Raw genomic sequence first — 21,190 nt, 5'->3', positions numbered from 1 at the left:
TCGGGCCGTCTCCGTGTCGGGCCGTCTCCGTGTCGGGCCGTCTCCGTGTCGGGCCGTCTCCGTGTCGGGCCGTCTCCGTGTCGGGCCGTCTCCGTGCCGGTCGGCCCCTGGTGTTCCGTTCGCTTTGGAGCTGATGTCACGAACGATTCAGCTGGGTGACCGCTGTCGCACCCATCGAGTGTCCGTCCAGGGCGATCCGTGCCGGGTCGACCGCCGGGCGGCGGCCTGAATCGTTGGCGACATCAGCTCCAAAGTGTGTGGGGGTGGTGGTGCCGGCGTCGCTACGGGCAATGCGGGGATTTTGGACCGGTCGACCCGCCGGGGGCGGAGACCTACCGGCCGTGACCTGCCGGGAGTCGTCGGAAGCCGCCGCTGCGAACACGGGCGGCCTCGGGTCAGTCGGTCACGCCGGCGGGCGGGTCAGCTCGACCTCGTCGCCCGCCAGGACCTCGACATCGCCTTGCGGGCCACGGATCTCCAGCACGGGTACGCCCTCGTCAAGCTGCATCGTGCGGCGCTCGGTCCCGCTCGGCATCCGCGCGACCACCGTGGCCCCGGGAGGCAGCTCCACCGGTCGGCGCTGGGGCGTCTCACGAACCCGGGTGCCTTGACTGCGGCTGGTCGTGACCAGTCCTTCGGATCGAAGGATGGAGATCGCCATGCGGACGGCATCCCGCCCGATGCCGTACTCCTGCATCAGCCGTGTCTCGCTACCCACGGTCGAACCAGCGGGCAGGGTCTCCGACTCGATCCGCTCGCGCAGCAGGTCGGCGAGCTGCACGTAGACGGGTGTGTGCGAGCGCGGATCGATGGTCATGGTGTCAGCGTGGTGGCCTCGTGGCCAGGGCCCATCGTGGCTATATGGCTACAAGGCCTTGTTGCCTTGTTGCCCCCTTGGTATGGTTTCAGTCACGGTCGGTGCGCGGGCGGAAACGCTGATACGCGCCGACTCTGCTGAGCAGCCCTGCTGCCGTACCGCTGATCTGAGCTGCGGTGGTGGGGCGGGGTGGTCCGCCCGTGCGCGGCGGGCGGGTGCGGCCACCCCTTCCATTCTTCGCGCAGCGAGCAGAGAGGTGAGGCGATCGTGCGTGCCTTCTTCCGGCGACCCCGCCACAACGAGCGGCCTGCGCCGAGTCGCGGGCCCGGCGCCAACTACCGCTCCTCGGCGTACCTGCCCTTGCTGCCCTGGCAGGTGCGCGAGCGGCGGTTCCGGCCGACCCGGCTCGGCCGGCGGGGCCTCGACCCGGAAGAGGTGCAGCTCTTCCTCGACCGGGTGGCCGGCGACCTCGACCTGGCCTACCGGGCGCTGCGGGAGAGCCGACTGGAGACGGCCCGGATCAAGGACGCGTTGCGGCGCTGGCAGTCCGAGCAGGCGCAGCGGGCCGACGCCGGCCGGCGCTGATGGTGGATCGGGAACGCTTCGTCGTACACCTGCCGGTGCTCGCCGCCGACCTGGCCGGCGCGGTCCGACTGGCCCGGGCGGTGGCCCGGTGGGCGAGCCTGCTCTCCCCGGCCGATCCGGGGGAGACCACCGTCTCCGCCGAGGACGAGCAGGGCGTACGCCATCGGGTCTTCTGCGACCTGCGAATGCCGGGCGGCCGGCGCTGCCTGCTCCGGGCCGACCACGACGGACCCTGCGCCCGCCGCCTCACCCGCCGCTGACCGGGTCGTTACTCCCGCCGGTAGTTGCGAGACGACGCTCCGAGAAGGGCGACGATCCCGCAGGCGCCCCGTACCAGTGGTCCGGGCCGTTGTTCGGGTTCCGCTCAACGGGCCGGGGGCTGCGCCTGCCGCGCCGCTTGGCCTGCCGGCGGATCTCGGCGTACGCCCGGACGTCGGCCTGCCAGGCGCGCCTGCTCGCGACCAGGGCGTCCAGTGCCCGCAGGAGCGCGGCCTCGTCCCGGTCGTACGGGCCGGCGATCTCGCCGAGGTAGCTCAGCGTGGCGTGGAAGCCGAGCGGCCGGTACAGCTGCACGCACGAGCGGAGCGCGGACACCCGCCGCCGATGCGGGAGCGAGACGTCCCGGACCGTGCGGGCGTACGCGCTGAAACTCATCCGGCGAAGGCTAGCGGCCGGGTGTGGCGCGGCGCTGCCCCCGAAGGCACAATGCTGATGACTGCCGACCCGACCCCGCCGGAAACGGCCGCCACGAATGCCCAGGGTGGACGGTCAGGAGATGTAGTGCAGGATCACGTTGTGGACGTGGTGGCTCTTCTGCGCGCCCCGGAACTCCACCTCGTAGGTGTGCGTGCCGACGTGGATGGCGATCGCGCCGGTGGAGAAGAACGACCCGCCCCACGACTTGTTGCTCACCACGCTCACGCTGGTGATCTTCGAGTACGGGATGCTGGTGATGGCGTACCGCTTGCCGATGAACGACCGGTCCTGGATGATCACGCGCCGGTCGGTGAGCCCGATGAACCCGGTGCCGGTGCCGACGGCGTCGTAGACGGCGATGATCTGCTCTCCTTCGAGCAGTCCACTCTGGATCTGTTGGAACTGCTCCTTGCGGTCGTACGTCGCATTGGCCATGGACCCCACGGTAGAAAGCGGACGCCAACCCGCCCGGTCGACTAGTCTGCACGCCGCACGGGGGACGCTGGGGAGGGAACAGGACATGACCACCGACGACACCAGGTCGAGGCGACCGGCGCCGCCCGGCCTCCCCGAGATGGCCGAGGGCGAGTGGGAGCCGTGGGCGGGGCGCGGGCCGGCGCGCGGCCGGATGAGCCGGCTGGCGGTCGCGGCCTTCGTCTTCGGCCTGCTCGGCGGCGTGCTGGGGGCGATCTTCGGGGTCGTCGCGCTGCGCCGGATCAGACGGACCGGGGAACGCGGCCGGGGCTTCGCGGTCGCCGGCCTGGTGCTCTTCGGCGGCTGGGCGCTCGCGCTCGCGCTGGTGCTGGTCCTCACCGTGGCAACGCCCCGGTCCGACCCGGAGGACGGCGTCCGGGGGCTGCGGGCGGGTGACTGCTTCCGCGTCGACGACACCCCCACGGGTACGCGCACCGCGCCGGAGGAGGTCAGCACGGTGCCCTGCACCGCACCGCACGACGCGGAGCTGGTCGACCGCCTGCCCGCGTACGAGCGGTACGCCGACGAGGCGTACCCGGGGACGGCCGCGCTCTCGGCGCGGGCCGAGACGGCCTGCCGGCAGCGGCAGGGCAGCTACGTCCTCGACCCGCTCTCGCTCCCGGCGGACGTGCGGCTGCGCTGGTATGTCCCGTCGCGGGTCGAGTGGCAGACATATCCGCAGATCACCTGCTATCTCGCGGCCGGGCCGGCACCGCTGACCCGGCAGCTCCGCCAGGACGCGACGGCGGTCCGCCCCGAGCAGCTCACCTACCTGACGGCGACCCGTGAACTCGACGAGGCCCGGGCCGTCCTCGCCGCCCAGGGCCCGACCGCCGCGCCGGCCGAGCTGCGCGCCCTGGTGGAGCGAGCGGCGACCGCCAACGGCAGGTTCTGGCTGGCGCTCAGCGCGCAGGCCTGGCCGGCGCAGGTCATGGAGCCGATGGAGAAGCTGATCGCCGAGGCGCAGGAGGCGGCGACGTACTGGCGGGACGCCGAGAAGGCCACCGACCGCGACCAGACGCTGCGGCTGGTGGCGCAGGCCGAGCAGCGTCGCGAGGCGCAGACCGAGCTGGCCGTACGCCGGGCTCTTGGTCTGTCGACGGTGCAGGGCGAACCGGCCCGCTGACCGTGAAGCCCCCGCCGGTCGCGCCCGAGGACGCGGCACGGCGGAGCTGCGGAGCGGGACGATACCGAGCGTCACCCACCGGCCACTCGGCCGGCCCGGTCCCGCACGTTCCGGGGAAGCCGCGCGGCACCCGGTGGCCATAGGCTGGTGAGAGGCCGCCGGTCCACCGGCGGGCGCGGAGACGGGGGCCGCCGGATGGACATCTGGCACGGGGCTGCGGTGCTGACGCGCGCCGCTCAGGGGCCGGTGACCGCCCGGTACGCGTCCTCGATCCGGGCCGCCAGCAGGACCTCACCCTCGGTCAGCGGCTCGCCGTCGCCGTGCCCGACCCGGATCTGGGTCTCGGAGTCCCGGCGGCTGATCTCGGGACGGAGCCGGAGCGCATCCGCGACCACCTTGACCCGCTCGGTCAGGGCGGCGTGCTGGGTGTCGTCCATGACGAGGATCCGCCGGATCTGCTCACCCTCCCGGGTCCACCCGGTGAGGAGCGTCAGCGCGTCGCTGAGATAGTCGTGCTTCGCCCGGCTGTTGAACAGCCCGCGCATCACCGCACCTCCCAGGCGTCGTTGCCGGCTTGTGGCCAAATCGTCGCCGTCCCGTGTCCTCACGATGTTCTCTAGTCTGTCGTCAGGTGAACGGTGTGTCCACGCCCACACTTCCGTGTTCTGTTGGCCTACCGGTCGGGCACGGTACCCAAACCGACGATTGATCTGGCACGCTGGACGCCCGTGCGGACCGAACGGGTAGGCGGAAACGGACAGGCCGAGCGGCGCGAGCCGAAGGTGATCGTCGGGGCGGCGATCATCCGCGACGGGCGGGTGCTGGCCTGCGCGCGCTCCGCGCCGCCGGAGGTGGCCGGGATGTACGAGTTTCCCGGCGGCAAGGTCGAGCCCGGCGAGAGCGAGACCGCCGCGCTGGCCCGCGAGTGCGCCGAGGAACTGGCCGTACGCGTGGAGATCGGCGACCGGGTCGGCCGCGACGTACGGATGGCCCACGGCCGCTCGGTGCTCAAGGTGTACGTGGCCCGGCTCCTGCACGACGACCAGCCGAAGGCCCTGGAGCACCAGGCGATGCGCTGGCTCTCCGCCACCGAGCTGGACACCGTCACCTGGCTCCCCGCCGACGCCCCCATCGTGGCCGCCCTCCGCCCCCTCCTGCTCGCCGCCACCCCGTCCTGACCCCCGCCCGCACCCCCGGGACCGCCGTCGATCACGAAGCTGTTGTCGCGACACGCGACGGACGACAACTTCATGGTCAACAAGTGAGGTGCCGGTGGGGAAACCGACAGGGGGGCGAAAAGGGGACGGGGGCCGGCGGCTGTCGCCGCGGCCCCCGTCGATGCTGTCGTGCTCAGTGCTTCTCGTCCTGGCCCGGGTGGGCGAAGTTGAGGTGCTCGGGCGGCAGCGGGAAGGTGACGTCGTCGCCGAACGGCGACGGGGCCGCCGCCCGGTCGAAGGTCAGCTCCGTCAGCGGCAGCTTGCCGGTGGCGTCGACCGCCGGGGCGGTCGGGTGCGGGACCTCGCGGTGCCAGTTCACGCCCTGCTGCGCCTGTACCTCGGCGCTGGGGTCGTGCGACCCGCCCGCGTGCGAGTGGATCCCAGCCTGACGAACGCCGCTGTGCACCACTGACTCCTTCCCCGCGCTGCCCGCGGTGCTCTGGGGCGTGTCACCCCGACGGAAGATCTTGCTACCAAGCCACACGAGGGGATCGTACCTGCGGTCGACGACCCGCTCCTTCATGGGGATGATCCCGTTGTCGGTGATCTTGATGTGCTCGGGGCAGACCTCGGTGCAGCACTTGGTGATGTTGCAGAACCCGAGCCCCTGCTCGGCCTGCGCGTAGTCCTTGCGGTCGGTCTTCGCGTCCAGCGGGTGCATGTCGAGCTCCGCGGCCCGGATGAAGTACCGCGGGCCGGAGAAGGCCTGCTTGTTCTCCTCGTGGTCGCGGATCACGTGGCAGACGTTCTGGCAGAGGAAGCACTCGATGCACTTGCGGAACTCCTGCGAGCGCTCCACGTCGACCTGCTGCATCCGGTAGTCCCCGGGCGCCACCCCGGCCGGCGGCGCGAAGGCCGGCGTCTCCCGGGCCTTCTCGTAGTTGAAGGAGACGTCGGTGACCAGGTCCCGGATGATCGGGAAGGTACGCAGCGGGGTGACCGTGACCGTCTCGCCCTCCTCGAAGGTGGACATCCGGGTCATGCAGCTCAGCCGCGGCTTGCCGTTGATCTCCATGGAGCAGGAGCCGCACTTGCCCGCCTTGCAGTTCCACCGGCAGGCGAGGTCGGGCGCGTCGGTGGCCTGGAGCCGGTGGATGACGTCGAGGACCACCTCGCCCTCGTTCACCTCGACCATGTAGTCCTGCAGGTCGCCGCCGCTCTCGTCGCCCCGCCAGATCCGGAACTGTCGCTTGTTGCCCATCTACTTGCCCGCCTCCTCAGCGAGGGCGTCGAACTCCACGAGCTCCTCGTCGGTCAGGTACTTGGCCAGCTCGGCGCGGTCGAAGAGGCCGATCAGCTCCGGCCGCATCACCGGCAGCGGCTTGTGGTCCAGGCGTACGGCGTCGCCGTCCAGGGAGCAGACCAGGTTCACCTGCCGCCACTTCGGGTCCATCTCCGGGAAGTCCTCCCGGGTGTGCCCGCCGCGGGACTCCTGCCGCTCCAGCGCCGCCTTCGCGGTGCACTCCGACACCACCAGCATGTTGCGCAGGTCCAGCGCCAGGTGCCAGCCCGGGTTGTAGCGCCGGCCGCCGCTGGCGCTGACCTTGGCGACCCGCTCGCGCAGCTCCGCCAGCCGGCTCAGCGCGTCGGCCAGCTCGCCCTCCCGGCGGATGATCCCGACCAGATCCCCCATCACCGCCTGGAGGTCCTGCTGGAGGGTGTACGGGCTCTCGCCGGTGTCCCGCTGCAGGGGCGCCAGCGCCGTCTCCACCGCCGTCTCGACCGCGCCGATCGGCACCTTCGGCCGCGCGCTGAGCTGGTCGGTGTACGTCGCCGCGTGCCCGCCGGCCCGCTTGCCGAAGACCAGCAGGTCGGACAGGGAGTTGCCGCCGAGCCGGTTGGAGCCGTGCATGCCGCCGGAGACCTCGCCCGCGGCGAAGAGCCCCCGCACGGTGCCGTACGCGGCGCCCGAGTCCGGGTCCACCTCGACGCCGCCCATCACGTAGTGGCAGGTCGGGCCGACCTCCATCGGCTCCTTGGTGATGTCGACGTCGGCCAGCTCCTTGAACTGGTGGTACATCGAAGGCAGGCGGCGGCGGATCTCCTCGGCCGACTTGCGGGAGGCGATGTCCAGGTAGACGCCGCCGGCCGGCGTACCCCGACCGGCCTTGACCTCGCTGTTGATCGCGCGGGCGACCTCGTCCCGGGGGAGCAGCTCCGGCGGCCGCCGGTTGTTGTCCGGGTCGGAGTACCAGCGGTCCGCCTCCTCCTCGGTCTCCGCGTACTGCTTGCGGAAGACGTCGGGGACGTAGTCGAACATGAACCGCTTGCCGTCGGAGTTCTTCAGCACGCCGCCGTCGCCGCGGACCGACTCGGTGACCAGGATGCCCTTGACCGAGGGCGGCCAGACCATGCCGGTGGGGTGGAACTGGAGGAACTCCATGTTGATCAGCGTCGCCCCGGCGCGCAGCGCCAGCGCGTGTCCGTCCCCGGTGTACTCCCAGGAGTTCGAGGTGACCTTGTACGACCGGCCGACCCCGCCGGTGGCCAGCACCACCGCCGGCGCCTCGAAGAGGACGAACTCGCCGGACTCCCGGTAGTAGCCGAACGCGCCGGCGACCCGGTCCCCGTCGAGCAGCAGTTCGGTGACGGTGGTCTCGGCGAAGACCTTGATCCGGGCCTCGTAGTCGCCGTGGTCGCGCTTGTCCTCCTGTTGGAGGGAGACGATCTTCTGCTGGAGGGTGCGGATCAGCTCCAGGCCGGTGCGGTCGCCGACGTGCGCCAGCCGCGGGTACTCGTGGCCGCCGAAGTTGCGCTGGGAAATCTTCCCGTCCTTGGTGCGGTCGAAGAGCGCCCCGTACGTCTCCAGCTCCCAGATCCGCTGCGGCGACTCCTTCGCGTGCAGCTCGGCCATCCGGAAGTTGTTGAGGAACTTGCCGCCGCGCATGGTGTCGCGGAAGTGCACCTGCCAGTTGTCCCGGTTGTTCACGTTCCCCATGGCGGCCGCCGCGCCGCCCTCGGCCATCACCGTGTGCGCCTTGCCGAAGAGCGACTTGGAGATGATCGCCGTCTTCTTGCCAGCCAGCCGGGCCTCGATCGCCGCGCGCAGGCCGGCACCGCCGGCTCCGATCACGACGACGTCGTAGTGGTGTCGTTCGATGCGAGTGGTAGTGGTCATGTCCAGGCGCCCTCTAGTTGATGAACCGCAGGTCGGTGAACCAGCCGGCCGCGACCGCCATGACGTAGAAGTCGGTGAAGGCGAGGGTGCCGAGGGTGATCCAGGCGAGCTGCATGTGCCGGGTGTTCAGGCTGGACACGAACGTCCACGCCTTGTACCGCACGGGGTGCGCGGAGAAGTGCTTCAGCCGCCCGCCGATGATGTGCCGGCAGGAGTGGCAGGAGATGGTGTACCCCCAGAGCATCACCACGTTGCCGATCAGGATGAGGTTGCCCAGCCCGAAGCCGAAGCCCTTGGGCGAGTGGAACGCGTAGATCGCGTCGTATGTGTTGATCAGCGAGATGATCGCGGCGGCGTAGAAGAAGTAGCGGTGCGAGTTCTGCCCGAGCAGCGGGAACCGGGTCTCGCCGCCGTACGCCTGGTGCCCGTCCGGCACCCCGCAGGCCGGCGGCGACAGCCAGAACGAGCGGTAGTACGCCTTGCGGTAGTAGTAGCAGGTCAGCCGGAACAGCAGCAGGAACGGCAGGGTCAGCGCCGCGTCCGGGATGATCCACCAGCCGGGCAGGAAGCTGCCGAAGTGCGAGGCGCCCTCGACGCACCGGTTCGTCACGCAGGGGGAGTAGAACGGGGTCAGGTAGTGGAACTCGTCCACCCAGTACCACTTGTGCATGAAGACCCGGACCGTCGCGTACGCGATCCAGGCGGTGAGCCCGACGACGGTGAGCAGTGGGGCAAACCACCAGCGGTCGGTCCGCAACGTCTTCGCCGCGATGGCGGCGCGCGCCCGCGCTCCCCGCGGCTTCGTTGCCGTTGATGTCATTCGAGTCGTCTCCCTGACGGGGCCCTCACGGGCGGCGGATCACGTTCCGATCGGTCAGCGGACCGGCGAGACCGCGTCCACTGCCACGTCTTGCGCACGCAGGCGACCGCACCGGCACACCGGCGCAGCTAAATGACACACGTTACGCCGATCTCCACGGCCCGGCCGCGCAACGCAGTGTCCCGTGTGTCCCGCTGGTTGGAAAGACCCGGAGCATGATCAATGTGCGGTGACCGGAAAAGATCGACTCCGGGTCGACGCCGGACGCCTCAGCCGGACGCGCCACCGGTGAAGTTCCAGGCCGCCAGCCGCAGCGGCGGCGCCTCCCACCAGACGCCGTCCAACCGGTCCGGCTGGCGGACCGGCCGCCGGCCCAGGCCGAGCACCGCGCCCGGCGCCAGCGCCCGCGGGTACGACTCGGTGAACCGGAAGTCGCGAACCGCCCGGGTCGGCACGCCGTCCTCGACCAACCACACCCCGTTACGGGTCAGCCCCGTGATCACCAGGCTCTTCGGGTCAAGTACCCGGGTGTACCAGAAGTCGCTGACCAGCAGCCCGCGCCGCACCCCGGCGACCAGCGCGGCCGTGTCCCGGTCCGCCACCGCCCCGGGCGTGGCGTCGGCCCCACCGTCGAACGGCCCGCCGGTGCCGGTCGGGGCGAGCAGACGGAGGTTGCGCGGGATCGGGCCGAAGGTGGACGCCCCGACCATGCCGTGACCGGTGGACCCGCCGCCCACCTCGGCGCCGCTGCGCCGGTCGTGCGCCACCGCGCGGGTGACCCCGGCCTCGACCAGCGTCAGCGCCCGCCGGGCGGTGCCCTCCAGGTCGTACGGGAGGGCGGAGCCGTGCAGCGGGTCGTCGACCAGGGTCACCGACGGGTCGAACTGGGCGGCGCCCGGCTCGGCGAAGGACTGCCGCTCGGCGTACCGCTTGCCGTTGAAGCCGTACCAGGAGAAGTTCTGCAACAGGTCGGCCACCGCGGCCGGCTCCAGCACCACCTCGTACCGGCCCGGGCGCAGCTCCACCGGGTCGGCGGCGGCGCGTGCCTTGCCGGCGGCCCGGGCGCCCAGCGCCGCGCCGTCGAGGTCGGCGAGGCGGTCGGCGCAGAGCCGGGCCACCCCGTCCGCGCCGCCGGCCCGGGCGATGCCGTCCATCGCCGCCTCGGTGGTGCGGCCCTGCGCCGTGTGGCCGGCGGAGTTGGCGAACGCCCCGGACCGGTACGACGTCCTGCAGTAGCCGGCCGCCTCCAGGCCGCCCACCGCGTCGACGAAGGCGCGGACCCGGTCCGCCCGGGCGTCCGGCTCGGAGTAGGCGGTGTCCTCGTCGAGGATGCCGCTGGAGCGCACCGCCGTGGGCGGGGTCAGCCCCGGCCAGGCCGGATCCGGCGGGCAGAGCCGCGCCGCCGCCACCGTCCGCTCGACCAGCGCGCGCAGGCCGTCGGCGTCGACCAGGCTGCCACCGCCGGCCGCGGTCCGGCCGTCGACGTGCAGGCGCAGGCGCAGCGAGACGCCGGACTCGGCGACGTTCTGGTGGATGAAGGAGTTGGCGAACCGGGTCAGCGCCAGGTCGTGCCGGGTCACCGCCACCTCGGCCTGCGCGTCCGGCCCGGCGAGCCGGCGGACCAGCTCCACCACCTGACCGGCGACGTCCAGCTCGGTCATGCTGCCACCTCTTCGTTCGCGACTGCGGGACTCGCTCGCTGCGCTCGCTCATTCCTCGCGCTCACGCACGGACCCCCACCCGGACGTCGCGGAAGCGGGCCGGTGCGGCCGGGTGGCCGGTGTGGCCGACCTGGCCGGGCTGGCCCTTCCCGCAGTTGGGCGTGCCCCAGGCGACGGTCTCGGAGGAGAGCATGTCCATCGAGCGCCAGAAGAGCGGGCCGATGCCGGTGTAGGTGGGGTTGCGCAGCATCCGCCCGCGCCGGCCCTTCTTCACCTCCCAGCCGATCTCGCAGCCGAACTGGAAGTTGAGCCGCTTGTCGTCGATCGACCAGGAGCGGTTGAGGTCCATCAGCACCCCGTCGTCGGTGGCGGCGACGATCTCGTCGAGGGTGTGCGGACCCGGCTCCAGGCCCACGTTGGTCATCCGCACCATCGGCAGCCGGGCCCAGCCGTCGGCCCGTACGCTGCCGCCGTGGTCGAGACCGGCGACGGCGGCCGAGTCCCGGCCGGCGAGCACCCCCACCCAGCGCCCCTCGCGGACCGCGTCCCGCCGCACCGCGGGGGAGCCCTCGTCGTCGAAGCCGAAGCTGCCCAGCGCCCCGGGGATGGTCGGGTCGATGGTGACGTTCATCAGCTCGGAGCCGTAGCGCAGCGACCCGAGCTGGGCCAGGTCCAACCAGGACGTGCCGGCGAAGGCGGCCTCCCAGCCGAGGATGCGGTCCAGCTCGATGGCGTGCCCGACCGACTCGTGGATCTGCAACGCGAGCTGCTCGCCGCCGAGGATGAGGTCGGTCTCGCCGGCCGGGCACTCGGGCGCGGTGAGCAGCGCCCGGGACTCCTCGGCGATCCGCGCGGCGTGCGCGGCCAGGTCCAGCGACTCGACCAGTTCCCAGCCGGTGGTGCCGTACTGGCCGCGGTAGCTGGGGTAGGAGCGGCGCTGGGTCTCGCCGTCGCCGATCGAGGTGGCCGAGATGCCGCCGCCGCACTCGCGGATGCGCTGGTCGATCCGGTGCCCCTCGCTGGAGACGAACCACTTGGCGGTGTCCCAGACCTGGTAGAGCCCCTCGGCCAGGTCGGCGCCGTGCTCCCGCATCGTCGCGGTGGCGCCGACCAGCAGGGTCGCCCTTGTCGGAGAGGGCGACCCCGAGGGGGTCGACCCGGCACGGCGAGGCCCAGCTCGCGACGGCCGCCCCGGCCGGCACCAGGTCGATCGGCGGGCCGGGCACCCGCGCGCTCGCGGTGGCGATCGCCGCGGCGCGCCGGCCGGCGTCGCGGGCCGCGGCGCCGGACAACTCGGGTACGGCGTGGAAGCCCCAGCTCGACCCGACCAGCGCCCGCACGCCCAGGCCGACGCTCTCGTCCTGGGTCAGCTCCTCGATCGCGCCGTTGCGGGCCGACATCGACTCGTAGCGGCGGTGCATCACCCGGGCGTCCGCGTACCGGGCGCCCGCGTCGAGGGCGGCCTGGACGGCGGCGGAGGCCGCGTCGAACTCGGTCATGCGCCCGACCCTAGGCGAGCCGGCCGACATCCGTCAGGGGACGAGCTCCTCCGGCCGGATCGTGGCTCGTACGGGCTCGATGAGTTCCAGTGCCTCCCCGGGCTTGGTCACCGACATCTCCTTGTAGTGCCTGCCATGCCGCCGGTAGAGGTGCAGGGTGGCGTTCTCCTGCTCGACCAACAGGTACCACTCGATGCCGGCAGCCGCGTAGTAGTGCATCTTGAGCACCTTGTCCGTGGCCGCATTGCTGGGGGAGATGATTTCGCAGACCATCCGCACATCGCTGGCCTCGACGTTGACCTCGTCGAAGTCAATGGGGCCGGTGATCACCAGATCGGGGATCGGAATTCGGCCGGGCCGGAGCCGGACGTTGACCGCTTCGAGCACGTGCAGCCCAGCGTCGCGTGCGGGGGTGCGGAACGCTACGCGCAGCTCACCGGAGATGTTCTGGTGGCGGGGGGTGGGGGCTGGGGTCACGTGGAGGCTCCCGTCGAAGAGTTCGACGCGTTGCTGCGTCTCGCCGAGGGCGAGGTACTCCTCTTCCGTCCACGGTCCGTCGTGGCCGAACACCGCCGCGGTCATGGTCACCTCCACCTCTCTGGCGGGAATCCTTTCGTGACTGCCGCAACCATGGTCGCACCTGACGTGCGACCGCGGACCGAGGCCATCAAGTTGCGGTGGTGGATGTCCTGGTGAGGACTGTCCGGGCCCGTTGTCGACTCGTTACGCTGTGGGCCGCTGACAGCTCCGCCTCTGTAGCTTATTTTCACCCTCGGAAGCTTGTTGTAGGTTCTCTACAACCTGAGGGAGGCGGTCGTGGACAGTCCGGAACCCGTGTCGTCCGGGCAGTCGGACGACCGCCCCGGCGTGCCGGAGCAGCGCGCCGGTGAGGCGGCCCACCTGCGGGTCGACGACCTGCGGGTCCGGTTCGACACCACCGACGGCGTGGTGCGCGCGGTCGACGGGGTGTCCTTCTCCGTGGCGCGGGGGCGGACGCTCGGCATCGTCGGCGAGTCCGGCTCGGGCAAGAGCGTCACCTCGCTGGCCATCCTGGGCCTGCACGACGCCAAGCGGACCACCATCACCGGGGAGATCACCCTCGGCGGTCGCCAACTGGTCGGCCTCCCCGAGGAGGAGGTACGCCGGCTGCGCGGCCGGGACCTGGCGATGATCTTCCAGGATCCGCTGTCGGCGCTGCACCCGTACTACACGGTCGGCCGGCAGATCGCCGAGGCGTACCGGGTGCACCACCCGGCGGCGGGCCGGCGGGAGGCCCGCACCCGGGCGGTCGACATGCTCGGCCGGGTCGGCATCCCGCAGCCGGCCCGCCGCTTCGACCAGTACCCGCACGAGTTCTCCGGCGGCATGCGGCAGCGGGCGATGATCGCGATGGCGCTGGTCAACGACCCGGACCTGCTGATCGCCGACGAGCCGACCACCGCGCTGGACGTGACCGTGCAGGCGCAGATCCTGGACCTGCTCACCGACCTGCAGGCCGAGTTCCACTCGGCGATCATCCTGATCACCCACGATCTGGGCGTGGTCTCCCAGGTCGCCGACGACGTGCTGGTCATGTACGGCGGCCGGGCGGTCGAGCGGGGCACCGTCGAGCAGGTGCTGCGGCGCCCACAGCACCCGTACACCTGGGGGTTGCTGTCGAGCGTGCCCTCGCTGCACGGCGACGCGGACGCGGACCTGCTGCCGATCCCCGGCACGCCGCCCTCGCTGATCAACCTGCCGTCGGGCTGCGCCTTCCACCCGCGCTGCCGGTACGCCGGCCGCAACGGCGACCGCTCCCGCACCGAGGTGCCCGAACTGGGCCCGGCGGGCGAGGCCGGGCACCTGGTCGCCTGCCACCTGCCGGCGGCGGAACGCACCCGGCTCTACCGGGAGGACGTGGCACACGTGGGGGTGGCTCGGTGAGCGCGAGGAACGCGGCGAAGCGGAGTCCCGCAGTCGCGAACGAAGGTCGGCGTCGATGAATGGGACCGAACCGCTGCTGCGGGTACGCGGACTGGCCAAGCACTTCCCCGTGCACAGCGGATTCCGGTCGACGGGGGTGGTGCGGGCGGTCGACGGGCTGGACTTCGACGTGCGGGCGGGGGAGACGCTGGGCCTGGTCGGGGAGTCGGGCTGCGGGAAGACGACGACAGGTCGGATGCTGGTGCGGTTGCTGGAGCCCACGGCCGGGAGCATCGCGTTCGCCGGCCGGGACATCACCCACGCCCGGCGGCGGGAGTTGCGGCCGCTGCGGCAGGACCTTCAGATCATTTTCCAGGACCCGTACGCCTCCCTGAACCCGCGGCACACCGTCGGCCGGATCGTGGCGATGCCGTTGCAGGTCAACGGCATCGACCCGCCCGGCGGGGTACGCAAGCGGGTGCAGGAGCTGCTGGAACTGGTCGGGCTCAACCCGGAGCACTACAACCGGTATCCGCACGAGTTCTCCGGCGGGCAGCGGCAGCGCGTCGGGATCGCCCGGGCGCTGGCGTTGCGGCCGAAGCTGATCGTCGCCGACGAGCCGGTCTCCGCGTTGGACGTGTCGATCCAGGCGCAGGTGGTCAACCTGCTGCGGGATCTGCAACGCGATCTCGATCTGGCGTTCGTGTTCATCGCCCACGACCTGGCCGTGGTGCGGCACTTCTGCCAGCGCGTCGCGGTGATGTATCTCGGGAAGATCGTCGAGATCGGCGACCGGGACGACATCTACGAGCGGCCCCAGCACCCGTACACCCGGGCCCTGCTGTCGGCGATCCCGGACGTAACGAGCCTCGGATCGGGCGGGCGGATCCGGTTGACCGGTGACGTGCCGACGCCGCTGAACCCGCCCTCGGGCTGCCGCTTTCGGACCCGCTGCTGGAAGGCCCGGGACGTCTGCGCCACCGAGGAGCCGGCCCTGGTGGCCCGCGACGGCGGCCGGCAGGACGTCGCCTGCCACTTTCCGGAGACCGGCCCGGCCGCGACCGGTGGCCCGGCGCCGAGCGCCGGGCGGCGTGACGAGCCGGCCGTGGCGAGCCCCGAGGAGGTGGCGAAGTGAGTCTGTCCCCGGTGGAGGGCGTGGCGCTGGCCGAGATCGAGTCCGGCGCCGACGCGGGAGAGAAAAAGGGTTTCGTCGGCCGGTCACCCGGGCAGCTGGCCTGGGCGCGATTGCGCCGCGACCGGACCGCCGTGGTCAGCGGTGCCATGCTGGTCTTCTTCGTGCTGGTCGCGCTCGCCGCCCCGCTGATCGAGATGGCCTACGGCATCGGCCCCCGCGAGCAGTTCCAGAGCCGGCTGGACGACTTCAGCATGCCGCTCGGCTACGCCGGTGGGGTCACCGCGGAGCACTGGTTCGGCCTGGAGCCGGGACTCGGCCGGGACATCTTCATCCGGCTGGTCCACGGCCTGCGGACTTCGCTCTTCATCGCCTTCGCGGCGGCCGTGATCACCGCCGCGATCGGCATCGTGCTGGGCACCCTGGCCGGCTACCTCGGCGGCTGGATCGACGCGGTGATCAACTGGATCACCGACCTGACCCTCGCCATGCCGTTCCTGATCATCGCGCTGGCGCTGACCCCGACCATCGCGCTGCGCTTCTACGGCCAGCGCGAGGCGGTGCCACCGTCGTTCCAGGTCGGGGTGCTCATCGCCATCTTCGCGCTCTTCGGCTGGACCAGCACCGCCCGGCTGGTCCGCGGGCAGGTCATCACGCTGCGCGAACGGGAGTTCGTCGAGGCCGCCCGGGCCAGCGGCGCCGGCCTGGGGCACATGCTCTTCCGGCAGCTGCTGCCGAACATCTGGGCACCGATCCTGGTGTCGTTCTCGCTGGCGGTGCCGGCGTACATCACCAGCGAGGCGGCGCTGTCGTTCATCGGGGTCGGGCTCACCGACGACACGCCGAGCTTCGGCCGGATGATCTACCGGAGCCTGGATTTCCTGCAGACCGACCCGGCGTACGTCTTCTTCCCCGGCATCACGATCTTCGCGCTCGTGTTCGCCTTCAACCTCTTCGGCGACGCGTTGCGCGACGCGCTCGACCCGAAGTCGTCCCGGTAGGTGATGTCGAGATGGCGCGATTCCTGATCAAGCGGATCTTCTCCGCCACGCTGACCCTGTTCGTGGTGAGCGTGCTGACCTTCCTGATGTTTTTCGCGCTGCCCCGGGACCCGGTCAGCGGCATGTGCCCGAAGAACTGCAACCCGGAGCGGCTGGAGCGGGTCCGCCAGGAACTGGGGCTGCGCGACCCACTGGTCACCCAGTACGCCGGCTACATGAAGGGCATCGTCACCGGCCGGGACCTGGGCAGCGCCCAGGGCGGCAAGTGCGATGCGCCCTGCCTGGGCTGGTCGTACGTGGCCAACGAGGCGGTCTCCGACACCATCGCCCGGGTGCTCCCGGTGACCCTGAGCATCGTCATCCCGGCGGCGGTGCTCTGGCTGCTGCTCGGGGTGGGCCTCGGCATGGTCTCCGCGCTGCGCCGCGGCACCTGGCTGGACCGGGCCGCGATCGGCTTCTCGCTGACCGGCGCCTCGTTGCAGCTCTACTTCGTCGGCGCGGTGCTGCTGATGGTCTTCGTCTACAGCCTGCGGCTGCTGCCGGTGCCGAGCTACACGTCGCTGTTGGACAATCCGTTGAAGTGGGCCAGCGGACTGGTCCTGGCCTGGGTGGCGCTGGCCTTCCTCTTCTCGGCCATCTACGCCCGGCTCTCCCGCGCCCAGATGTTGGAGACGCTGTCGGAGGACTTCGTCCGGACCGCGCGGGCCAAGGGCCTCTCCAGGACCGAGGTGTACGGCCGGCACGCGCTACGCGCGGCGATCACCCCGGTGGTCACCATCGCCGGCCTGGACATCGGCGGAGCGCTCGGCGGCACGGTGATCACCGAGCTGACGTTCGGCCTGACCGGGATGGGGCGTACCGCTGTGGACGCCGTCAAGGCGGGCGACCTGCCGACCATCATGGCCACCGTGCTGATCTCCGCGGTCTTCGTGGTGCTGGCGAACGTCCTGGTGGACCTGCTCTACGCGGCGATCGACCCCCGGGTCAGGCTGCGTTGACCCCTCGTCGCCGCAGGCGGGGACGACCGCCGGCCGACGGTGACGAAATTTATCGACAACTGTTACACAACTCGAAGGTTTTCTTCTTTACGATCCTCGGGACGTCGGCGTTCACGCCCGGCGGCACCTGGGTGGAGGAGGTAAAAGATGCGACTACGCGCAGCGGCCGCCGCAGGCGGTGCGATCGCTCTGGTTGTGACATTGGGTGCGTGCTCGGAGAACACGGGCGAGGGCGCCAAGGTGGACACCAACCGGCAGCAGACCGGGGTCATCGCCACCGACCCGAAGGACTCGCAGGGTCCGGCGGCCGAGGTGGACGGGGCTAAGAAGGGCGGAACGTTCACCATCATCCGGGAGACCCCCATCTCCCACCTGGACCCGCAGCGGACGTACTCGTTCGCCGGCCTGATGACCAACCCGCTCTTCGCGCGCTACCTGACCACCTGGAAGGACGACGGCAAGGGTGGCCTGGTGCTCGTCGGTGACCTGGCCGAGACGCCCGGCACCAACGTCAACAACGACTGCAAGGTCTGGGAATTCAAGATCAAGGACGGGGTGAAGTTCGAGGACGGCAGCCCGATCACCGCCAAGGAGATCGCGTACGGCATCGCCCGTTCCTTCGATCCGGACCTCACCGGCGGCCCCACGTACATCCAGGAGTGGCTGGCCGACAGCCCGCAGTACGACACCAAGTGGGACTTCAAGAAGAACAAGACCTCGCTGCCGCCGGGCCTGACCGCGCCGGACGCGAGGACGCTGCGCTTCGAGTTCGCCAAGCCCCGCTGCGACCTGCCCTTCGCGGTCTCCCTGCCGACCACCGCCCCGCTCAAGCCCGAGCAGGACACTGGCGTCAACCTTGACCAGAAGCCGTTCTCGTCCGGCCCGTACAAGATTGCCAAGAACCAGGTCGGCGTGCAGCTCACCCTCGACCGCAACCCGAACTGGGACCCGAAGACCGACCCGGTGCGCCACCAGTACCCGGACCAGTTCGTCTGGACCTTCGGCCCGACCGCGGACGCCGCCAACAACCGGGTGATCGCCGACAACGGCGCCGACCAGAGCGCGCTCGCCTTCAACTCCGTGCCGGCCTCGCTGGTCGCGCGGGTGGCCCAGGACGCGGCACTGAAGTCGCGGACCCTCCTCTCCCCGACGCCGAGCGCCAACCAGCTCGTGATCAACAACCAGCGGGTGAAGGACCTGAAGGTCCGGCAGGCGCTGAACTGCGCCATCGACCGGGAGGGCCTGATCAAGGCGATCGGCGGGCAGACCGTGGCCCAGCCGTTGACCACTCTGATGCCGCCGGCCACCATCGGCTACAAGGCGTACGACGCGTACCCGGCCGGGGCTAACGGCAACATCGACAAGGCCAAGGAGTTGCTCGGCGGCCAGACCCCGGAGCTGGTCCTCGGGGTGGCCGACAACACGACCGAGCAGCAGATGGCCACCCAGCTCAAGGGGAACCTGGAGCGGGCCGGCTTCAAGATCACCGTCCGGAACATCCCGGACGACTCGAAGCTCGACGAGGTCAAGAAGAAGGACAACCCGTGGGACCTGTACATCGGTAACTGGGCGGCGGACTGGCCCAGCGGCGCGTCCATCCTGCCGGTGCTGTACGACGGACGGACCATCAAGGCCGAGGGCAACAGCAACAGCGCCTACTTCAACGACCCCGCCATCAACGCCGAGTTCGACCGGGTCCTGGCCCTGCCCCCGGCTCAGCAGGGGCCGGAGTGGGCCAAGCTCGATGAGCGGATCATGAAGGAGCAGGCGCCCGTGGTGCCGCTCTTCGTCGACGTGGCCTACAACGTGCACGGCTCCAAGGCCGGCGGGGTCTTCATCTCCAGCGTCTTCGGTTACCCCTCCTTCGTGAACGCGCACGTCAAGCAGTAACCCGCGGTGCAGACGGGCCCCGGTCGACAACGGCGTCGGCCGGGGCCTCCGTACGTCTAGAGGTGGGTACGCAGGAAGTCCAGCTCCAGCCGGAGCAGCCGTTCGGACAGCCCGTTCGCGGCCAGGTGGCTGGCCCCGGTCAGCGGCAGCACCGCGTGCGGGCGGCCGGCGGCCAGCAGCGCCGCCGACAGTCGCAGCGTGTGCGCGGCCACCACGTTGTCGTCGACCAGGCCGTGCACCAGCAGCAGCGGCCGGGCCTGCTCCGCCCCGACCAGCGGCTCGGCGGCCAACTCCACCAGCGAGTGGTGGCCGTACACGTCGATCCCGTCGTCCGGCAGGCCCAGGTAGCGCTCGGTGTAGGCGGTGTCGTACAGGTGCCAGTCGGTGACCGGGGCGCCGGCGATGCCGCACCGGAAGAGCTCCGGGTGGCGCAGCACGGCCAGCCCGGCCAGCCAACCGCCGAACGACCAACCCCGGATCGCCACCCGGTCGAGGTCCAGGTCCGGGTGCTTGCCGGCCAGCGCGGTCAGCGCGTCCACCTGGTCGGTCAGGATCACGTCGGCCAGCCGGCGGTGGACCGCCTTCTCGAACGAGGGCGCCACCCCCGGGGTGCCCCGGTTGTCGACGGTCACCACCGCGAAACCCGCGTCCGCCCACCACTGCCGCTCCAGCCAGGCCGCCCGGGCGGCCACCACCTCCTGGTGCCCCGGGCCGCCGTACACGTCCAGCAGCACCGGCAACCGGGTGCCCTTGACGTGGTCGCGCGGGTACAGCACCCCGGACGGCAGCCGCCGGTCGGTCACCCGGACCAGCGTCGGGCGCGGGGCATACGGCGGGGTGGCGGCCAGCGAGCGCAATTGGGCCACCTCGTGGTCGCCGCGCCAGATTGACCAGTTCGTCCCGGCGTCGTCCAGCGAGGCGGTGCCGACCGCCAGCACGTCCCCGCCGACCGCGGCGGTGTGCCAGCCGGGGGTGCCGCTCATCCGGCGGGCGTCCACCCCGCCGCCGATCACCGTGCGGACCCGGTACAGGTGGCGCTGGCTCGGCTCGCCCTCGCTCGCCTCGACCAGCAGGTCCGCCGGGCCGTTGCCGGTGGGCAGCCGCCCCACCACCCGGCGTACGTAGAGCGAGGGCGGGGTGAGCAGGGTCCCGTCGGCGAAGAGGCAGCGGGCGTCGTACCCGTCGTGGGCCAGCTCCCCGCCGACCAGCACCCGGCCGTCCGGCAGGTGCGCCGGGGTGCCCGGGACCGGCTCCACCCAGCGCGGGTCGGCCAGCTCGGCGTGCACCTGCGTCTCCCCGGTACGCGGGTCGACGGCCAGCACCAGGCCGTGCTGCTGCGAGCGGCGCAGCACCGTGATCAGCGGCCCGCCGTCGGCCCACTCCACCGAGGCCAGGTAGGGATAGGTCTCGCGGTCCCAGTGCACGTCGACCCAGCCGCCGTCGAGGTCGAGCAGGTGCAGGCTGACCTCGGCGTTCGGCCCGCCCGCCTGGGGGTACGCGACGGTCGTCGGCGGGCTCGTCGGGTCGGCCGGGTCGTGCAGGTACCAGCGCGGCAGCCGGGACTCGTCCACCCGGGCGGCGAGCACCGACCGGCCGTCCGGCGCCCACCAGTAGCCGCGGAACCGGCCGAACTCCTCCGCCGCGACGTGCTCGGCCAGCCCCCAGGTCACGCCGGAGTCCTCGCCGGCCAGCAGGGTGTCGGCGCCGTCGGACTCGACCACCCGCAGCTGGCCCCGGCGAACCCCCTCGGCGGCGTCGGTGACGTACGCCAGCCGCTCGCCGGTCGGGTCCGGCCGCGGGTCGATCACCGGCCCGACGGTGCTCACCTCGACCACGTCGCCGTGCACCAGGTCGGCCCGGAACAGCCGCCCGGCCAGCGGGAACACCGCCACCCGGCCGGCCGCGTCCAGGGCGTACGAGCCGATCCCGGCGCTGCTGAGCCGCAGCCGTTCGCGCAGCGCCCGCTCACCGGGGCCGAGCGCGCCCGCGTCGGCCTCGGCGCCGAGCAGCGCGGCCGGCTCGGCGATCAGCCGTTCCTCGCCGCTGGGGACGTCGAGCGACCAGAGCGCGTCGGCCGGGTCCTCGGGACCGCCCGAGCGGAGGAAGACCACCCGGGAGCCGTCGTCGGCCACCGAAACGGCGCGCGGCGCCCCGTGGCTGAACCGACGGGTGCGGGCGGCCAGCTCGGGAAAGTCCACACCTGCAGATCGTAGGGCGGCGCCAGTCGTGATGTGGCCGACCTGGGCGGACGCGT

At 71.6% G+C, this 21,190-nt stretch carries 19 protein-coding genes and 1 pseudogene; 9 read left to right on the top strand and 11 right to left on the bottom strand.

Going from position 1 to position 21,190, the window contains the following annotated elements; genetic code table 11:
- Positions 1 to 403: 403 nt before the first annotated feature.
- Positions 404 to 817 (bottom strand): GntR family transcriptional regulator, encoded by a 414-nt coding sequence (locus AB0I41_RS06120; RefSeq protein ID WP_357102356.1) that lies wholly within the window; start codon positions 815 to 817, stop codon positions 404 to 406.
- 267 nt (positions 818 to 1,084) lie between these two features.
- Here AB0I41_RS06120 and AB0I41_RS06115 point away from each other — a divergent pair, with 267 nt between their 5' ends.
- Positions 1,085 to 1,402, top strand: coding sequence for a DivIVA domain-containing protein (locus tag AB0I41_RS06115; RefSeq protein ID WP_357102354.1), 318 nt, complete (start codon positions 1,085 to 1,087; stop codon positions 1,400 to 1,402).
- Positions 1,402 to 1,662, top strand: coding sequence for a hypothetical protein (locus AB0I41_RS06110; RefSeq protein WP_357102352.1), 261 nt, complete (start codon positions 1,402 to 1,404; stop codon positions 1,660 to 1,662). The genes AB0I41_RS06115 and AB0I41_RS06110 overlap by 1 nt, the downstream gene beginning before the upstream one ends.
- Here the strand turns inward: AB0I41_RS06110 and AB0I41_RS06105 are convergent.
- Together AB0I41_RS06105 and AB0I41_RS06100 are read right to left on the bottom strand one after the other, a co-directional pair.
- Positions 1,649 to 2,056, bottom strand: a complete 408-nt coding sequence (locus AB0I41_RS06105) for a hypothetical protein (protein WP_357102350.1) — start codon at positions 2,054 to 2,056, stop codon at positions 1,649 to 1,651. The genes AB0I41_RS06110 and AB0I41_RS06105 overlap by 14 nt on opposite strands.
- 114 nt (positions 2,057 to 2,170) lie before the next feature.
- Positions 2,171 to 2,533: a PH domain-containing protein gene (locus AB0I41_RS06100; RefSeq protein ID WP_130320299.1), complete on the bottom strand. Its 363-nt coding sequence runs from the start codon at positions 2,531 to 2,533 to the stop codon at positions 2,171 to 2,173.
- 85 nt (positions 2,534 to 2,618) lie between these two features.
- Here AB0I41_RS06100 and AB0I41_RS06095 point away from each other — a divergent pair, with 85 nt between their 5' ends.
- Entirely contained in the window at positions 2,619 to 3,698 is a 1,080-nt protein-coding gene (locus tag AB0I41_RS06095; protein ID WP_357102348.1) for a DUF4190 domain-containing protein, read from the top strand.
- A 236-nt stretch (positions 3,699 to 3,934) separates the two neighbouring features.
- Here the strand turns inward: AB0I41_RS06095 and AB0I41_RS06090 are convergent, their stop codons facing one another.
- Complete coding sequence (locus tag AB0I41_RS06090) at positions 3,935 to 4,243, bottom strand: 4a-hydroxytetrahydrobiopterin dehydratase (RefSeq protein WP_357102346.1); 309 nt, start codon at positions 4,241 to 4,243, stop codon at positions 3,935 to 3,937.
- 183 nt (positions 4,244 to 4,426) lie between these two features.
- Here AB0I41_RS06090 and AB0I41_RS06085 point away from each other — a divergent pair, with 183 nt between their 5' ends.
- Entirely contained in the window at positions 4,427 to 4,876 is a 450-nt protein-coding gene (locus AB0I41_RS06085) for a (deoxy)nucleoside triphosphate pyrophosphohydrolase (protein WP_357102344.1), read from the top strand.
- A 172-nt stretch (positions 4,877 to 5,048) separates the two neighbouring features.
- Here AB0I41_RS06085 and AB0I41_RS06080 read toward each other — a convergent pair whose 3' ends face one another.
- The 6 genes and pseudogenes from AB0I41_RS06080 to AB0I41_RS06055 form a co-directional block, all read right to left on the bottom strand.
- Positions 5,049 to 6,116: a succinate dehydrogenase/fumarate reductase iron-sulfur subunit gene (locus AB0I41_RS06080; RefSeq protein ID WP_357102342.1), complete on the bottom strand. Its 1,068-nt coding sequence runs from the start codon at positions 6,114 to 6,116 to the stop codon at positions 5,049 to 5,051.
- On the bottom strand, positions 6,117 to 8,033 hold the full coding sequence (locus AB0I41_RS06075) for a fumarate reductase/succinate dehydrogenase flavoprotein subunit (protein ID WP_357102340.1): 1,917 nt from the start codon (positions 8,031 to 8,033) through the stop codon (positions 6,117 to 6,119).
- Between the two features lie 13 nt (positions 8,034 to 8,046).
- Positions 8,047 to 8,853, bottom strand: a complete 807-nt coding sequence (locus tag AB0I41_RS06070; RefSeq protein ID WP_357102338.1) for a hypothetical protein — start codon at positions 8,851 to 8,853, stop codon at positions 8,047 to 8,049.
- Positions 8,854 to 9,122: 269 nt separating this feature from the next.
- On the bottom strand, positions 9,123 to 10,514 hold the full coding sequence (locus AB0I41_RS06065) for a metallopeptidase TldD-related protein (protein ID WP_357102336.1): 1,392 nt from the start codon (positions 10,512 to 10,514) through the stop codon (positions 9,123 to 9,125).
- A 61-nt stretch (positions 10,515 to 10,575) separates the two neighbouring features.
- Positions 10,576 to 12,013: pseudogene (locus AB0I41_RS06060) on the bottom strand (TldD/PmbA family protein).
- 33 nt (positions 12,014 to 12,046) lie between these two features.
- The gene (locus AB0I41_RS06055) at positions 12,047 to 12,595 is read right to left on the bottom strand and encodes a Uma2 family endonuclease (protein ID WP_357102334.1); all 549 of its coding nucleotides are present in this window, start codon (positions 12,593 to 12,595) and stop codon (positions 12,047 to 12,049) included.
- 285 nt (positions 12,596 to 12,880) lie between these two features.
- Here AB0I41_RS06055 and AB0I41_RS06050 point away from each other — a divergent pair, with 285 nt between their 5' ends.
- The 5 genes from AB0I41_RS06050 to AB0I41_RS06030 all read left to right on the top strand — a co-directional run bounded on the left by AB0I41_RS06050 (position 12,881) and on the right by AB0I41_RS06030 (position 18,936).
- A complete protein-coding gene (locus AB0I41_RS06050; RefSeq protein ID WP_357102444.1) occupies positions 12,881 to 13,936 on the top strand; it encodes an ABC transporter ATP-binding protein in 1,056 nt (351 codons plus the stop codon).
- Between the two features lie 55 nt (positions 13,937 to 13,991).
- The gene (locus AB0I41_RS06045; protein WP_357102332.1) at positions 13,992 to 15,050 is read left to right on the top strand and encodes a dipeptide ABC transporter ATP-binding protein; all 1,059 of its coding nucleotides are present in this window, start codon (positions 13,992 to 13,994) and stop codon (positions 15,048 to 15,050) included.
- On the top strand, positions 15,047 to 16,048 hold the full coding sequence (locus AB0I41_RS06040; protein ID WP_357102330.1) for an ABC transporter permease: 1,002 nt from the start codon (positions 15,047 to 15,049) through the stop codon (positions 16,046 to 16,048). Before AB0I41_RS06045 ends, AB0I41_RS06040 begins: the two co-directional genes overlap by 4 nt.
- Before the next feature lie 11 nt (positions 16,049 to 16,059).
- Positions 16,060 to 17,046, top strand: a complete 987-nt coding sequence (locus AB0I41_RS06035; protein ID WP_357102328.1) for an ABC transporter permease — start codon at positions 16,060 to 16,062, stop codon at positions 17,044 to 17,046.
- A 147-nt stretch (positions 17,047 to 17,193) separates the two neighbouring features.
- Positions 17,194 to 18,936 (top strand): ABC transporter substrate-binding protein, encoded by a 1,743-nt coding sequence (locus tag AB0I41_RS06030; RefSeq protein WP_357102326.1) that lies wholly within the window; start codon positions 17,194 to 17,196, stop codon positions 18,934 to 18,936.
- Positions 18,937 to 18,992: 56 nt separating this feature from the next.
- Here the strand turns inward: AB0I41_RS06030 and AB0I41_RS06025 are convergent, their stop codons facing one another.
- A complete protein-coding gene (locus tag AB0I41_RS06025; protein ID WP_357102324.1) occupies positions 18,993 to 21,134 on the bottom strand; it encodes a prolyl oligopeptidase family serine peptidase in 2,142 nt (713 codons plus the stop codon).
- Between the last annotated feature and the right edge of the window lie 56 nt (positions 21,135 to 21,190).

It is taken from the genome of Micromonospora sp. NPDC050200 (assembly GCF_040656135.1).
GTDB lineage: Bacteria > Actinomycetota > Actinomycetes > Mycobacteriales > Micromonosporaceae > Micromonospora.
The sequence above is the reverse complement of the archived record's forward strand: the minus strand, read 5'-3'. Positions and strand labels throughout refer to the sequence as shown.